We start from the raw sequence: 14,753 nt of genomic DNA, 5'->3' as shown, positions 1-14,753 counted from the left end.
AATGACTTCAAAGAAACCAATTTCACGCTTTTATCTAGCACTATCTTTATGTTTTAGTTCCAGAAAATCTTTAGTTAGTTTAACTATAGAATCTCCATTTATATAATTTGAAGTATAATTAGGCGTTAATGGTAGATTATCACCCGATTCTAATACTAAAATAACCCGAAAAAAGTATTCATCTATACTAGTATCAATCCGTTCAAGCTTAATATCAGTAATTTCGTTCAAATAATATTGAAAAACTGTTTTTCCTAACGTTCCAAACCACCTGTAACGACTAAGCTTTACAGTATTTGTTTCCTTGTCAAAATTACAAGTGATAAATAAACCTAGTGACGCTACTAGCAACGCTAATATTCCACAGAATACAGTAATCATGACAGAAATGTAACCCGTAAAAGTCTCATCAAGTATAACCGCTAAATTATTCTCTATAGGGTTTTTCAAAAAATTATTAATTCTTGATACTATTAATTGCAATTTTTCAAGGTTCAATTTTGGATATCCTGCGCGTGAAAAAGGAAAACTATCTCTATCATTTAATAGTAAAATGTTATATTTATAATACTTAGCCTGACCATCAGTATCAATCTGAGTTTCCAATTTAGCCTCTAGTAACTCAGAAACTAGCGTTTGACTCTGTTCTCGACCTAACCAATTATTTTTTGTTAACTTACACATCACTGTTAGAGTATTTTGTCCCGCACTCAAATCAATATTTGAAGTAGATATATTGTTTGGATAACGATTGCAGACAAGTTGTGTAATAGGTGTAAATACAATAGACGCAAATAAAAATAAAACAAACAATTGACTAAAAAATATTCCCAAACCTAAAAATACTTTTGGTCGAATAATAAAAATAAGTTTAGTTGATGTTTGCTCTGAAATTTTTAGAGGATTAGCTAGAGTCAAATAACATCCAGCACCTAAGTTAATTGCCAACAGGATGGCAAATAATAAAACAGTCATTTTATTTGTAGCTCCATAACCGCTTTAGCAGATAAAAATATTACGCGTTTACCAATTAGATAATAAACCAAGAAAGAATAACCTCAACTACTCTTCTGTGCCTAGCGCCATCAAATATGCCAGCATTAATCTACTCTCTACCCCTCACACTCCTTCATTTGATCTAGTTATAGCTCCCCGTTCGCGTAATCGAGAATGAGTTTGATGAAATAAGGGTCTTGCAAGACGCAATAAATCGTGTCTCTACATCTGGGTTTTTGGCTTATAACCTATTGAATTCTACTTAAATTAGAGACTTGGCTTGTGTACTTCACTAACTTGAAATCTGCTGTCTGTTGTGAATTCTGGTGACAGCAGAAGTTATTGCTGGTGTATCTGTTTTTGTACCCAAAGACGAAAAGCTTTGAGCGTTGCATTTCTACCTGCTGTTGTACTTTGCTCCAGATATTGGGGAATTGCTTCAATTACTGAGAATAGAGGAAAATTTAAGCTTTGTTGAGATTCTACATAGTGTCCGTCTTGCAGAACATTAATTTGGAGCTTACCTCGATCGAAACGCCAAAGCTCAGGTACTTTTAGCGCTTCATAAATATTAGGATGAGTGCGAGAAGTAATATCAATTTCTAGAGCTAAATCTGGAGGAGGATCTACTGCTAAATCTAGCCGCTTTTTGCCGCGAATCTTAGATTCATTTTTTATATAGAAACACTGGTCGGGTTCTATACCTTGAGCCATTGCTTGGTTTTTGAAAGTGGTAGAACCAAGGCATCTAAACTCAATGTCTAATTCTTCCAAAACAGCTTTGACTAAATCGCTAATAATTTCTTTATCGTCTTCATGTTCTGGCAGTGGTGCCATAATCTCCAGTATTCCCCTATCATAAGCAATTCGTGCTGCTCGGTGTTCCCCTAAATATTCTAGAATTGTTTCCAATTCCTGCCAGGTTACATCTCGTAGTAGCACTCTTTGTCCTGGTGGAACATGGATGCGCTTTAATTCCAACAACATCATCTCCACTCCCGATAGTTAAAACCTAAATTTAGCTTACTCTAGTTGACCTGATAGGGGCGACAATTTTACTGCTTCATAGAAGTGTATGCTGGAGCGATCGCTCCTATAAAGATGAATAGAGTAGAGAAAAACCTCTGGGGTTCCCAGAGGTTTTGGTTCCTGATTTAGTTTCTACTTGTTACTCCAATTTGTCCTTAGTCATTTCCCGATAATGGAGAAAATTATTTTAAAAACAAGATCCCCGATTTCTTAGACAGTCGGGGATCTAAGGCTTGCGATTTTATTTGGATACTGAGTATCTACCCATCTACGCTATTAATTCTTAGCCTGTGGCTACGAACCAGGAATCGTTACATCTATTGGTGTCACCTGTTTAGCTAACTGTGTCAATGGCGGTTGAATGGCGGTTTGATTCCCCACTACTAAAGTCACAATCTTTTCTGGTTTAAGATATTCTCGTGCTACCCGTTGGACATCGGCTGCTGTGGTGGCGGCGACGGCTTTTTGATAGCGAAAGAGAAAATCAGCAGGATAGCCGTAATATTCGTATCGCATCAACCGTGATAAGGTTTGGCCGGGGTCTTGAAAGTTGAATACAAAGGAGTTGAGTGTAGACTCTTTGGCATAAGCCAGTTCTTTTGCTGTCACTCTTTGAGTTTGGGTGCGCTTGATTTCAGCTTGTAAGGCTTTGACAAACTGGACAGTAGCATCCGATCGCGTTTGTCCACCAGCGATAAATATGCCAGGATAATCGAAGCGGGGACTCCACTGGCCATAGACAGAGTAAGCTAAACCTTGACGCGATCGCACTTCATTAAATAAGCGTCCACCAAATCCACTTAACACCCCATTCAATACATCCAGCGCTGGATAATCAGGATTGTCGAAACGTCCGCCCAAATGCCCGATAAGCACACTACTTTGGGTTAATTGTGGCTGATTGACAAAAAAGACTCCACCTGTATTAGCTGGCAAAACCTTTGGTAATGTGGGTTTAGCAATACCTGGGTTACGCTGCCAATTGGCAAACTTAGCTTGAATCAGCGATCGCATTTTCTTAGCATCAAAATCACCCACAATCCCCAAAATCATATTATTGGGGTGGAAATATTGCTGATAAAACTTGAGCAAATCTTCACGCTCAACTTTATCTACCGTTGCATACTCTATCGTGCGAGCATAAGGGCTATCTTTGCCATAGATCAATTTTTTAAATTCTCGATTAGCAATCCCATCTGGATTGTCATTACGACGGGCAATCCCACCTTTGGCTTGAGTTTTCGCCAAGTCTAGCTTTTCTTGAGCAAATACAGGCGATCGTAGCACCTCAGCAAACAGCCCAAACACCGTTTCTAAATCTTCACTCAGTGCGTCAAAGCTAGCACTACCAAAAGCTTCACCAATACCAACTTCCACAGATGCCGCCCGTTGTTCCAACATCTCGTTGAGTTCATCAGGCGAATGCTTCTTAGTTCCTCCAGTTCGCATTACCGCGCCTGTAAAACTAGCCAACCCAACTTTCTCCATTGGTTCCAAGCGATTCCCTGCCCGTACAAACGCTGTACCATTCACCAACGGTAACTCATGATCTTCCATTAAATACACAACCAAGCCGTTTTGCAGCACAAACCGCTCATACTTGGGTAACTTAATCTCAGGTAGCGGTGGTAGCTGCAATTCTGTGTAATGCTTCGCCTCAGCCGTCGCCGCCAGAGAAAAATTACAAGTTAAAAGTAAACACGCAAAAACAGCAACCAAAGCATAAATCAGCCCCTTCCTATTTTGAATTTTCAACGCTATCTGCCTTTTACCCTTCACCTTATACCTTTGCATATCTCTCTTCCTTTGCGGTTCGTTTTTCATCCTTTTTTCGACAACAGCTTCCCAATCGTGCGATTTTTCGGCGTAAAAGTCTCCTTTGCCACCCGTTGAATATCAGCCGTCGTCACCGCTGAAATCTCATCCAACTGCTTAAACAAATTCCGCCAAGAGCCAGTTTTCACCTCATATTCCAACAATTGTTGAGCCATGCCCATATTGGAATCGAGAATACGTAACAAACTCGCCCGTGCTTGGGTTTTCACTCGTTGCAAATCAGCCGCTGCTACAGGCTCAGTTTTTAATTTGTCAATTTCTTGACGTAAAGCCACCGCCAATTCATCAACTGTATGACCAGGAGCTGTGAGAGCATAGAAAAAGATCAGGTTTGGGTATTTATCTCCAGGAAATCCACTGTAACCTTGAGCATTTAGCGCCAAACGCTGCTTTTCTACCAAAGACTTATATAGCCGCGACGTGCGCCCATCACTTAATAAACTGCCAATGATTTCATAGACGGCATTATCTGGATGAGTAATCGCTGGACGATGATAACCTTCTAAATACCAGGGTTGAGAAGGTAGCTGTAAAGTCACTTCCCGTGTTTGTTGTTGTGGCGGTTCCACCGGAATTTGTTCAACAGCTTTGGTTTTGGCTTGAAAGCGGCCAAAATAAGTTTGCGCCAGTTTTTTCACCTCAGCTGGATTGACATCTCCGACAATGGCAATGGTTAAATTACTTGGTACATAGTAAGTATCAAAAAACTTTTGGACATCTTCTGGTGTCAGATTGCGGATATCTTGGTCATAACCAATCACCGGACGCCTGTAGGGATGGGCTTTGTAAGCTGTATCGATAAACTTTTCTACCATCAATCCAATTGGTGAATTCTCTATCCGCATCCGTCGCTCTTCTAAAATTACATCTTTCTCTTTATAAAACTCACGACGAATTACCGGATCAAGAAATCGCTCCGACTCCAATGACATCCAAAGTTCTAGCTTATTGGCAGGAAAGCTGTACAAATAACGGGTAGCTTCAGTTGAAGTATTGGCATTTAAACCCACACCTCCCGCTTGTTCGACAATTTGCCCCAATTCGTTTTGCTTGACAAGCTTGGCTGCTTGCAATTCCACTTGTTTAAATTCAGTTTCTAACCGAGCAACCTCATCTTTTTTGCCATCGGCTTTCGCTGTTTTAATTTGAGCATTCAACTGCTCTAAGGTATCTAGTAGCGGTTTTTCTTTTTTGTAATCTTGTGTACCAATGTGGGTTGTGCCTTTAAACGCCAAATGTTCCAAAAAATGAGCTACACCAGTTTTGCCATCTGGCTCATCCACACCGCCCACATCCGCATAAGTTAGAAAAGAAACCACGGGCGCTTGATGTCGTTCCAAAACAATAAATTTCAAACCATTGTCGAGGCGAAACTCCGTTAACTGCTTAATAACTCGATCGAGATAAGGTTGGATTGAACTTTGAACTGGCGGGGTTTGAGTTTTGGTTTCTTGAGGAGGAGGTGCTGTCTGAGTTTGAGCTAGAGCGACTTCTGGTAGTAACCCCCATGAGAGAACGATCAAAGCTAACAAAGCAACAAACAACCGCCGCAATATGACAGATACTCGATCTGACCAATCCAAAATCTCCAATCTAAAATCTAAAATTGACCGACTGCTCTGGTTCATAAGCGAGAATTAAGATAAAGTTACATTACCTAAATAACAGGATACTTAGCAAAAGAGCGTTAATCTTGTATTAAGCTTTCAGTGGCTCTTTGCACTTGACATTAGATAATAATGCTACAAGTTTTGTTACGGATATCTAACCATAACTGTTATGCGAGTTTTTAATTCTTCCCCGCCCTCAGAGGCTCAGACGCGCACCCGGATTTTACAGGCAGCGCAACGGTTGTTTGCCTCTCAGGGATTTGACGGTACTACCACCCGTGATTTAGCACAAGCGGCAGGTATAGCTGAAGGTACTCTATTTCGTCATTTTCCAAATAAAAAAGCAATTTTGGTGGAAGTAGCCACGAATGGCTGGGTAGAGATTCTTACAGATTTGCTCACAGAATTAAGTGAAATGGGCAGCTATAAAGCCGTCGCTCAGGTGATGCGCCGTCGGATGTGGAATTTCCAAAAAAATTCCGATTTGATGCGTGTTTGTTTTATGGAGGTGCAATTTCACCCCGATTTGCGCGATCGCATTCAATTAGAAGTTATTACCAAAATGACTGATGTCGGCGAAGCATTCTTTCAAACAGCGATGGATAAAGGCATTTATCGTCAAGGGGACGCAAAGTTAGTTGCGAAAGTTTTCTTAGGAATGTTTGCGATCGCAGGTTTTTCTAACAACACCCTCATCGAACCTGACGCCTCTCCCCAACAAATGCAGGAAATGGCCGAAGGACTCGCTGATATCTTCCTTAATGGTGTTTTAGCTAAAGAGTAGGGCATTTGTCATTTGTCATTTGTCATTAATTATCCTCCCCTGCTCCCCACTTCCCACTCAGCACTCAGCACTCCCCACTATTTTCGCTTGCTGACTCCACTGTTGTACTAGCTCAATTGCTGGACACAAATCTCGACGCTGCATTGTTGCTACCTGCAAGCGCATAATTTGTTGGTGCAATCTGTGAGTGGGAGTTTGAGCTAACTGCACTACAGAACCAATACCTGCATGAAGCAATAAACCACAATATTGTGTCCCGACACTGGGAATACGTGCCAAGTCAGCTAAAGCCATCCATTTATTTACATACTGAAGATGAATCTGTAGTTTATTTGCTAACGCTAGTCTTGACTCTAAAGTTTTCCCTTGTTTGACTAAGGTTACTGTGCTAGTAATCCCACAATTTTGAAGTTGAGATTGTTCCTCATGGCTCAGTCCAGGTAATTGCTCAATTGGCCAATCACGAGATTGGATAGTAGTTCTACTATCTTTGTGTTTTGCAGACATTTTTGAAATAAAAATATAGGCTTATTTAAATATTGTGACAGTTGTTTCTCCTTTAAAAGTACGCTTTTGCAGTTTAGTGTTTGTATTGATGTGCAATTTGAAGCCAACCTTCTGCAATGCGATTGCATCGTCTGACAATGCAATTGTTTCGCCTGACAAACATTAGATATCTTGCAAAACTCCCTATAACAGTCCCTAATATGATGTCTGGGTAATTAACCATAATAACCGGAACCCCACCCCGCAAAAGCTCCGCTTTAGCTCCCCTCTCCGCTTGCGGGGAGGGGTTGGGGGTGGGGTTCTTTTATTATGGTGATTTGGCGGACATGATATAACCAACCGCATTGACAGCTATTTTAGGCAGGTAATGCCTATCATATCGGGATAGTCAATGTAATCCTGCCAGAACTCGGAGCCAAATTTCTGTATGCCTTTGGGACAGACTATTGGATGATGCCAGCGGATCTCTTTAAAACCAGCACTCATCAAGGCCCATTCATAAGTTGCTTGGCTGAGGTAGTAGTTATCAATACTGATAGACTCACCGTCATCAGGAATGCTCAATGTTAAGGTTATGGGAGTACCTTCTTGGAGCGACTGGGCACATCTCCTAGAAATGCCATATTTCTCATGTTTATCATAAAACTCTGGAAGCAGTTCTAAATTATTGTTCAAACTGACGAATCGACCACCAGGTTTTAGATGAATTGCTATGGCCTGACACATTTTGAGTAGTTGCTCTTTAGTTGAAGCGTAATTGAGCAAGTAGGAGGCTACCACAAGATCGAAGCTGCCAATAGAACCAATTTCCATGACATCACCGATGATATATTCAATTTCAAGTGGCACAGACGCTTCTTCAAGTCTTGCCAATTTGATCATTTCTGAGGAAATATCTATACCAACCAAACGTGCAGCGCCATTCTGTTTGAGCAATCGTGTGAAAAATCCTTCTCCACAAGCTAGATCGAGGATTGATTTACCGACAACATCTCCGATTAAATTTAAGTATGTATATGCCTCACCATACAAGCGATAAGGCAATTTGTTCAGTTTTTGAAACTGGAGAGCTATGCTATCATACTCGGCTGCCATTTTTTGAACTCACTTGCAAGTTTTTTATTAAAGGATGTCTGAAAAGTTAAATTCCACGCCTACCACCTCAGCATTAACAGTTTCAGATAAGCGCGTTACGGCTCGTATGGCTAAAAAGATGCGATCGCTTCCTATAGTTTTCTTGACGTTAAAATGGGCGTACACTATCTCCAATTTAGCTAGTATACGGTAGATTGCAGAAAGCTCATGACCCAGATTCCGAAAAGCGCAGCCCAGTTGTATGAAACAGACTTTGCAGCATGGACAGAAAAAACTGTACAACTCATTCGTGCTGGACAATTTGGACAAGTAGACTGGGATGCTGTGATTGAGGAGATTGAAAGCTTGGGACGGTCAGAACGACGAGAGTTGAAAAGCCGCTTGGAAGTATTATTACAGCATTTGCTCAAGTGGCAATATCAATTTAGTTTGCGGAGTGGCTCTTGGCGAAATACTATTGATGAGCAGCGCCACAAAATTGCAGATTTACTGCAAGAAAGTCCCAGCCTCAAGTCTTATCTAGAAGAAGTTTTAGCCCAATGCTATCATCGGGGATTGAAAGCTGCTAGTAATGAAACTGAACTACCAATAAACACGTTTCCAGTGGAATGTCCTTATTCCATAGCCCAAATTCTTGATGGTGAATTTTTGCCGGATATTATTGATTTGTAATATTAGGTTGATGCGGTAAATAACTCCCCTCGTAGCACAGTTACCGCTTGTCCGGCGAGAAAGACGCGATCGCCTCCGTCATAATACACCTTCACCACGCCACCGCGACTAGATGCTTGATAAGCCAAAAACTCATTTTTGTGCAAGCGATCGCGCCAGAAGGAAGCTAGACAGCAATGAGCCGCCCCTGTAACTGGGTCTTCATTAACACCTAATCCTGGTGCAAAGAAGCGAGAGACGAAATCATATTGAGAATCAGATTGTGTGAGGCTGGTGACAATGACATTAGGAATTGGTAAGGTTTTTAGCAGTTGAAAATTAGGCTGTATTTGCCGCACCAATTCTTCAGATTCCAATTCCACTAGATAACCTATTGAATTCTGCAAGACAGATTTGTAGGGTACACCCAAAGCTTGGCCCAGTTCTGGAGGTGCGATCGCTGCTTGTGAGTGATTTACAGGAAAATCTAACTCAATCCACTCACCTTGTAACTTCGCAATTAGCACTCCACTTTTAGTATAAAAACGTGCAACTTCATCAGGTGACAAATGTCCCTCTGACCAAAGTACATGGGCACTAGCTAAAGTTGCGTGACCACAAAGCGGCACTTCCACCGTAGGCGTAAACCAACGCAGATTAAAGCCATCATCCTGCTTAACTAAAAAAGCTGTTTCAGATAAATTCATCTCCTGCGCCAAGTTTTGCATCCAGCGATCGTTTTGGGGAGTAGGCAAAACACAGACAGCAGCAGGATTACCTGCGAAAGGTTTATTAGTAAAAGCATCAACTTGAGTAATGATTTGTCTCATTAGAGTCGCCTTGAAAATTAGACAGCAATATATTATTTATCAGGAGTGCGTTAGAAATTTATGCTGACCGTTGCGATTACATATCGTGCGCTCTACCCTGTGTTAATCCAAATCAGAACCACTATATACAGTACCTTAGAAATTAGGAATACAATCTCCAAAAACTAGAATCAATGTTAAAGCAAACCGAAAACGTGAGGATAAAAATCTTCAGAAGCATCTTTGCTGCTGTCAACTTAGCGCTAATTTCTGGAGGATTAGTTAGTTGTGGTGTTGAAGCCCCACAGCCACTTGCACCAATTGAGCAACAAAAACCAGAGTTACAACCTAACCAGAACGAGAAAGATGACGACGACAAAGATGGTGACAACAAAGATGGCGATCGCAAAAATGATAAAGACGATGGCGATAAAGAAGATAACGACTAAATAAAGGCAAAATTATCACCTTTATCCTTTTGACATTTATGTTTATCCAACAAACTTCTACTTCCCTAGTTGATACTTTACGCCACCGACGGCAACAACTAGCCAACCTGATTGATTTTCCAGTAATTCTGTGGTCAGGTAGTAACAATCCACGCAACTTTCCTGCAAATCCCTTTCCGTTTCGCGCTAGCAGTCATTTCCTCTATTTCGCCGGACTACCATTACCAAAGGCGGCAATTCGTTTAGAAGCGGGCAAGCTAGAACTATTCATCGACGATCCCTCACCCAACAGCGCCCTTTGGCATGGAGAAATGCCAACGCGCGAGGAAATAGCCGAGAAGATTGGGGCGGATGTGGCTCGACCAATGGCAGAATTAGAGTCTTGGGTAGACAATGCCGCCACACTTGCTGTCCAAGATGCAGCTACTTGGACGCAGCAATCGCAGGTATTAAATAAATGGGTTTTACCACAAAGTCCTCCCCAAGGAATTGACTTGGAGTTAGCTAAGGCGATCGTTTCTCTCCGTCTCACCCACGATGATGGTGCATTAACCGAGTTGCGAAAAGCTGCGGCTGTCACTGTCAAAGCTCACAAAGCTGGGATGGCAGCAACACCCCAAGCCAAACTAGAAGCAGAAGTTCGGGCAGCGATGGAAGGGGTAATTATTGCCCACAATATGACTACCTCTTACAACAGTATTGTCACTGTTCACGGTGAAGTTTTGCATAACGAGCACTATCACCATAGTTTGCAACCAGGTGATTTACTGCTTGCCGATGTTGGTGCTGAAACTGAAATGGGTTGGGCAGCTGATGTGACTCGCACGTGGCCAGTTTCCGGCAAGTTTTCATCTACCCAAAGAGATATTTATAATGTGGTGTTGGCAGCCCATGATGCTTGCATTGCCAAAATCCAGCCTGGTGTAGAGTATGGGGATATTCACCTGCAAGCGGCTACAGCGATCGCGGAAGGTTTAGTAGAGTTAAACATTCTACAAGGAAATCCCCAAGATTTAGTAGAGATGGATGCTCACGCGCTGTTTTTTCCTCATGGTATCGGTCATCTACTGGGTTTAGATGTTCATGATATGGAAGATTTAGGCGATTTAGCAGGGTATGAAGAGGGACGTGCAAGGAGCGATCGCTTTGGCTTAAGCTATCTCCGTTTAAATCGTCCCCTGCGTCCAGGAATGTTAGTCACAATTGAGCCTGGTTTTTATCAAGTACCAGCAATTTTAAATGATGCTAATGTTCGTTCAAAATATCAGAATGTGGTGAATTGGCAGCGTTTATCTGAATTCGCTGATGTCCGTGGTATCCGCATTGAAGATGATGTTTTAGTTACTACAGAAGGCAGCGAAGTTTTAACAGCTGCATTACCGAACGATGCTGATAGTGTAGAAAATTTAGTTAATGGCTGAGTTGACGCTAAATTTTACCCCACCCTAACCCTCCCCTTGCAAAGGGGAGGGAACCGGATTTCTAGTTTCCCCCCAATGCATCGGGGGGATTAAGGGGGGTAATTAAGTTTCATCACTCCCCTAAACCCAGGTGATTTTGTAAGGCTTGGCGCATCACTTCTACAGGCAAAGTTTCCTGCTGCAACCAGATTTTTAATGCTGCTACCCCTTGTTGGACTAACATTTCTAATCCATCGATCGCAATTGCGCCTTGTTTTTCAGCCTGCTGGAGAAATTGCGTCGGTTTAGGAATATATATTAAATCGTAAGCGATCGCACCCGTTGGTAAATTCGCTATTTCTTCTACACTCAAAGGCGATTCGTTAACTTTGGGATACATCCCAATCGGAGTTGTGTTTACGAGCAGATTTGCTTGGGGAATTAGCTTTGGCAATTCCTCCCATTGATGAACCTGGAATTTCTCAGCTAGAGATGAATTGCTCCAACTATTGCGGAATTCTTCTAGTCTTTGCATATTGCGCCCAACAACATGAATTTGGGCAAAACCTAGCTGAGTACAACCTGCTACAACTGCTCTGGCTGCACCACCATTGCCTAAAATTATCGCTACTTTCTGACTCCAATCTTGTTTATATGTTGTTTGTAAAGGGGCAATAAATCCTTCTATATCTGTATTTGTGCCTACCCATTGGTTATTTTGGCGGCTAACAGTATTCACGGCTCCGATAGTTTGAGCCAGGGGCGTAATTTCTGACAGTAGAGGGATGATTGCTTGCTTGTGAGGTATTGTCACATTAAAGCCGGCAACCCCAACAGCAGCTAAACCTGCGATCGCCATCTCTAAATTCTGTGGTTCAATCGGAAAAGGTAAATAAATGTAATCTAATTCTAATTGTGCGATCACAGCATTATGCATCACTGGCGACAGCGAATGTTCCACAGGATGTCCAATGACTCCTAGTAGTTTAGTTTTACCTGTAATTTTTTTTGTCATTTGTCATTAGTCACTTGTACTGAGCGAAGCCGAAGTATTTGTCATTTATCCCCCCTGCTTCCTTGCTCCTCTGCCCCCCTGCTCCCCTGCCCCAATCCCCTCGCCTAGTTTACAATTATTAAAAGCTCCTTAACATTTCTTTAAATCATGCAGGTAACTACAGCCTCCTCTACAACTCCAATTCCTGGCAAATATTGGCAGTGGCGCGGGCACAACGTTTACTATGTGCGTGCGGGAGAGAAGCAAGCGCAACGTCCGCCCTTGCTTTTAGTACATGGATTTGGTGCTTCTACAGACCACTGGCGCAAGAATATCACAGGATTGTGTCAAGATTTTGAAGTATTTGCGATCGACCTTTTGGGATTTGGGCGATCAGCTAAACCAAAATTGCAGTACAGTGGCGACTTGTGGCGCGATCAACTTCATGATTTTATCAGCGAAGTGATTGGTCAAAAAGCAGTATTAGCAGGTAATTCCCTTGGTGGCTACGCTTGCTTGTGTGTTGCGGCACAACGTCCTGACAGTGCAGCTGGATTAGTGTTGCTCAATAGTGCTGGGCCTTTTAGCAAAAGCCAACCGACATCTGAACCTGAAGCTTTACAAAGCGAAATTCAGCCACCCAAACAACCCTCTTCTTTAGAGAAGCTCTTGGGTGATTCGGTTAAATGGATGTTTCAACAACCTTTAGCTCAGTTTCTGTTATTTCAATATGTGCGACAACGTTGGGTAATTCGCCAAACTTTAGAAAAGGTATATCTTGATAAAAGTGCAGTTACAGACCAATTGGTAGAAGAAATTTCTCGTCCTGCTTTTGATCCGGGTGCGTTGGATGTGTTTGTTTCAGTTTTTAGCAGTCCTCAAGGGGAAAAAGTTGATGTGCTACTAAAGCAATTAACTTGTCCTTTATTGATGTTGTGGGGAGAAGCTGACCCTTGGATGAATACTAGAGAACGTTCTCCAAAGTTTCGCCAATATTGTCCTGAATTGACAGAACATTTCTTAACGGCAGGTCATTGTCCTCATGATGAAATACCGGATAAAGTAAACCAACTTTTATGCGATTGGGTTTTGTCTAAGTAAGTGGGCATGAATGATTAAAGGTCAATACAGTTCAGATAAACCCAAAACCCTATGTATAGACACGATAAATCGCGTCTTGAAAGACCAATTAGATGCACTGAACCGTATTGGATTAAAGGTTAGTAGTAAGTGGCTTCAGGCACTTACTACAACCAACTTACTTAAAAACATAAGATTTAATTTCTTGCTCTATTTGATCGCTAATAATCTCGGTTCCCATACCGATTTTATCGAAGTTAACCCTCACAAAATTCGTTTTATCTTCTTTTGTAAACTTTTTATCATTATCCGAATCTTTGATAATTTTTAGAAAAATTGCATTTTGACTTGGAACAATAACCCAACTGATTATTCGACTATTATTTGGGGTAATTTGCTGGAGGTTCTTACCTGATAAGTCAGATAGATAGCCAATAGTAGCATCTTCACTATTGAGTTTTTTATCTGTATTTGTGTCTTCGTCAATGATTTTATACAACCAAACTCTTGTAGTTGGCTTGTTTGCCGCTTTTACCTCCAGTAAATCGAAGGAGGCGATCGCGGCTTTTTTATTTAATAAAAGATGAGCTTCACCATCTTGCTTTCGATAAAAGATAATGTTATATAATAATTGGTTACTCCTTTCATATTCATAAGAACGTGAAAGGTTTAAATCAATTCCTTTATCTTCATTCTGCTCTGCAAGACTAACAGGAATCATTAGATAATCTGATTGCTCTTTAATAATTAAATCGCCATAGATAAGATTTTGTTGTGGCTTCGGTTTCTCAGTTGCTTTTGCCTGTTCTGTATTTCTACTAACAGAAGACTTACAGGAAAAAGAAAGGGCAGTTACAATCATAACTGTAGTAATTTTATTTAAAAAGCGATAATTTATCATCAAATTCTCCTAGCAGGATATGTTGCTGTCCTATTTTATTCCCTGCTAGAAAATTAGCTAGAGTCCAGTACGCTTTAATACAGTTCAGTTAAAACTAAAAATTATACTGATGTAGGTTGACTTGAGGAATGTAGCTTGCTTCCCGTTCGCGTAGCGTCCCGGAGGGAAGGGTAAACCAACATTATCGAGACTTTGTTGGGTTTATCTGTCGCTCAACCTAACAAAGTCCCACCGAGAATCCTGCCGTATCGAGAAAATAATATTACAGTAAAATACCAAAAACCTGGTCGAGGTTGACCAGGTTTTATCGAGTTTACAGCTTTCAAATTTTAAACTAATTAACTAACTGAAGGTTAATAACTAGGGTGGACTAAAAAACTAACAAACTCAGCATTCTTGCGTTTTTCCGCTTTAGGATTTGGCTTTGCCTTCTACATTAGGCTTTTTGCCACTTTTATCACATTTGATATGCTGAAACTTGCTTGGGCTGATGACAAGGGGACACTAAGTCATTGACCCTTTTTGTTTGGTTTTATTTGGTTTGGTGTCCTACTATTTAAGTTACCACTTAATTTGTGATTTGCAATCCTTAGTTTACGAAAGTTGACGTTT

General features: G+C 41.3%; 15 protein-coding genes. 5 read left to right on the top strand and 10 right to left on the bottom strand.

Annotation, left to right across the window (positions count from 1 at the left end):
- Positions 1 to 30: 30 nt before the first annotated feature.
- From RMY16_RS09190 to RMY16_RS09175, 4 genes are all read right to left on the bottom strand, one after another.
- Entirely contained in the window at positions 31 to 975 is a 945-nt protein-coding gene (locus tag RMY16_RS09190) for a hypothetical protein (protein ID WP_322736124.1), read from the bottom strand.
- Between the two features lie 360 nt (positions 976 to 1,335).
- Positions 1,336 to 1,983, bottom strand: coding sequence for a Uma2 family endonuclease (locus RMY16_RS09185; protein ID WP_322736176.1), 648 nt, complete (start codon positions 1,981 to 1,983; stop codon positions 1,336 to 1,338).
- A 336-nt stretch (positions 1,984 to 2,319) separates the two neighbouring features.
- Positions 2,320 to 3,819, bottom strand: coding sequence for a pitrilysin family protein (locus RMY16_RS09180; RefSeq protein ID WP_322736123.1), 1,500 nt, complete (start codon positions 3,817 to 3,819; stop codon positions 2,320 to 2,322).
- Between the two features lie 26 nt (positions 3,820 to 3,845).
- On the bottom strand, positions 3,846 to 5,489 hold the full coding sequence (locus RMY16_RS09175) for a pitrilysin family protein (protein ID WP_322736122.1): 1,644 nt from the start codon (positions 5,487 to 5,489) through the stop codon (positions 3,846 to 3,848).
- Between the two features lie 151 nt (positions 5,490 to 5,640).
- Here RMY16_RS09175 and RMY16_RS09170 point away from each other — a divergent pair, with 151 nt between their 5' ends.
- Entirely contained in the window at positions 5,641 to 6,255 is a 615-nt protein-coding gene (locus tag RMY16_RS09170) for a TetR/AcrR family transcriptional regulator (protein ID WP_322736121.1), read from the top strand.
- Positions 6,256 to 6,312: 57 nt separating this feature from the next.
- Here RMY16_RS09170 and RMY16_RS09165 read toward each other — a convergent pair whose 3' ends face one another.
- From RMY16_RS09165 to RMY16_RS09155, 3 genes are all read right to left on the bottom strand, one after another.
- On the bottom strand, positions 6,313 to 6,762 hold the full coding sequence (locus tag RMY16_RS09165) for a DUF4332 domain-containing protein (RefSeq protein ID WP_322736120.1): 450 nt from the start codon (positions 6,760 to 6,762) through the stop codon (positions 6,313 to 6,315).
- A gap of 351 nt (positions 6,763 to 7,113) precedes the next feature.
- Positions 7,114 to 7,857: a class I SAM-dependent methyltransferase gene (locus RMY16_RS09160; RefSeq protein WP_322736119.1), complete on the bottom strand. Its 744-nt coding sequence runs from the start codon at positions 7,855 to 7,857 to the stop codon at positions 7,114 to 7,116.
- A 27-nt stretch (positions 7,858 to 7,884) separates the two neighbouring features.
- The gene (locus RMY16_RS09155; protein ID WP_322736118.1) at positions 7,885 to 8,022 is read right to left on the bottom strand and encodes a hypothetical protein; all 138 of its coding nucleotides are present in this window, start codon (positions 8,020 to 8,022) and stop codon (positions 7,885 to 7,887) included.
- Positions 8,023 to 8,064: 42 nt separating this feature from the next.
- Here RMY16_RS09155 and RMY16_RS09150 point away from each other — a divergent pair, with 42 nt between their 5' ends.
- Positions 8,065 to 8,529: a DUF29 domain-containing protein gene (locus RMY16_RS09150; protein ID WP_322736117.1), complete on the top strand. Its 465-nt coding sequence runs from the start codon at positions 8,065 to 8,067 to the stop codon at positions 8,527 to 8,529.
- A 2-nt stretch (positions 8,530 to 8,531) separates the two neighbouring features.
- On the opposite strand, the gene RMY16_RS09145 is transcribed toward RMY16_RS09150, so the two are convergent.
- Positions 8,532 to 9,338, bottom strand: a complete 807-nt coding sequence (locus RMY16_RS09145) for a PhzF family phenazine biosynthesis protein (RefSeq protein WP_322736116.1) — start codon at positions 9,336 to 9,338, stop codon at positions 8,532 to 8,534.
- Positions 9,339 to 9,511: 173 nt separating this feature from the next.
- On the opposite strand from RMY16_RS09145, the gene RMY16_RS09140 reads away from it, so the two are divergent.
- Together RMY16_RS09140 and RMY16_RS09135 are read left to right on the top strand one after the other, a co-directional pair.
- Positions 9,512 to 9,766 (top strand): hypothetical protein, encoded by a 255-nt coding sequence (locus tag RMY16_RS09140; RefSeq protein WP_322736115.1) that lies wholly within the window; start codon positions 9,512 to 9,514, stop codon positions 9,764 to 9,766.
- Between the two features lie 38 nt (positions 9,767 to 9,804).
- Complete coding sequence (locus tag RMY16_RS09135; RefSeq protein WP_322736114.1) at positions 9,805 to 11,187, top strand: aminopeptidase P family protein; 1,383 nt, start codon at positions 9,805 to 9,807, stop codon at positions 11,185 to 11,187.
- 112 nt (positions 11,188 to 11,299) lie between these two features.
- Here RMY16_RS09135 and RMY16_RS09130 read toward each other — a convergent pair whose 3' ends face one another.
- Complete coding sequence (locus RMY16_RS09130) at positions 11,300 to 12,181, bottom strand: shikimate dehydrogenase (protein ID WP_322736113.1); 882 nt, start codon at positions 12,179 to 12,181, stop codon at positions 11,300 to 11,302.
- A gap of 147 nt (positions 12,182 to 12,328) precedes the next feature.
- Here RMY16_RS09130 and RMY16_RS09125 point away from each other — a divergent pair, with 147 nt between their 5' ends.
- Positions 12,329 to 13,261, top strand: a complete 933-nt coding sequence (locus RMY16_RS09125) for an alpha/beta fold hydrolase (protein WP_322736112.1) — start codon at positions 12,329 to 12,331, stop codon at positions 13,259 to 13,261.
- Between the two features lie 157 nt (positions 13,262 to 13,418).
- Here the strand turns inward: RMY16_RS09125 and RMY16_RS09120 are convergent, their stop codons facing one another.
- Positions 13,419 to 14,141 carry a hypothetical protein gene (locus RMY16_RS09120; protein ID WP_322736111.1) on the bottom strand — a complete coding sequence of 241 codons (723 nt, stop codon included), beginning with the start codon at positions 14,139 to 14,141 and terminating at the stop codon, positions 13,419 to 13,421.
- Positions 14,142 to 14,753 lie beyond the last annotated feature (612 nt).

This window comes from Nostoc sp. DedQUE12b (assembly GCF_034530835.1).
Classification (GTDB): domain Bacteria; phylum Cyanobacteriota; class Cyanobacteriia; order Cyanobacteriales; family Nostocaceae; genus Nostoc.
This window is presented reverse-complemented; position numbering and strand designations above follow the sequence as displayed.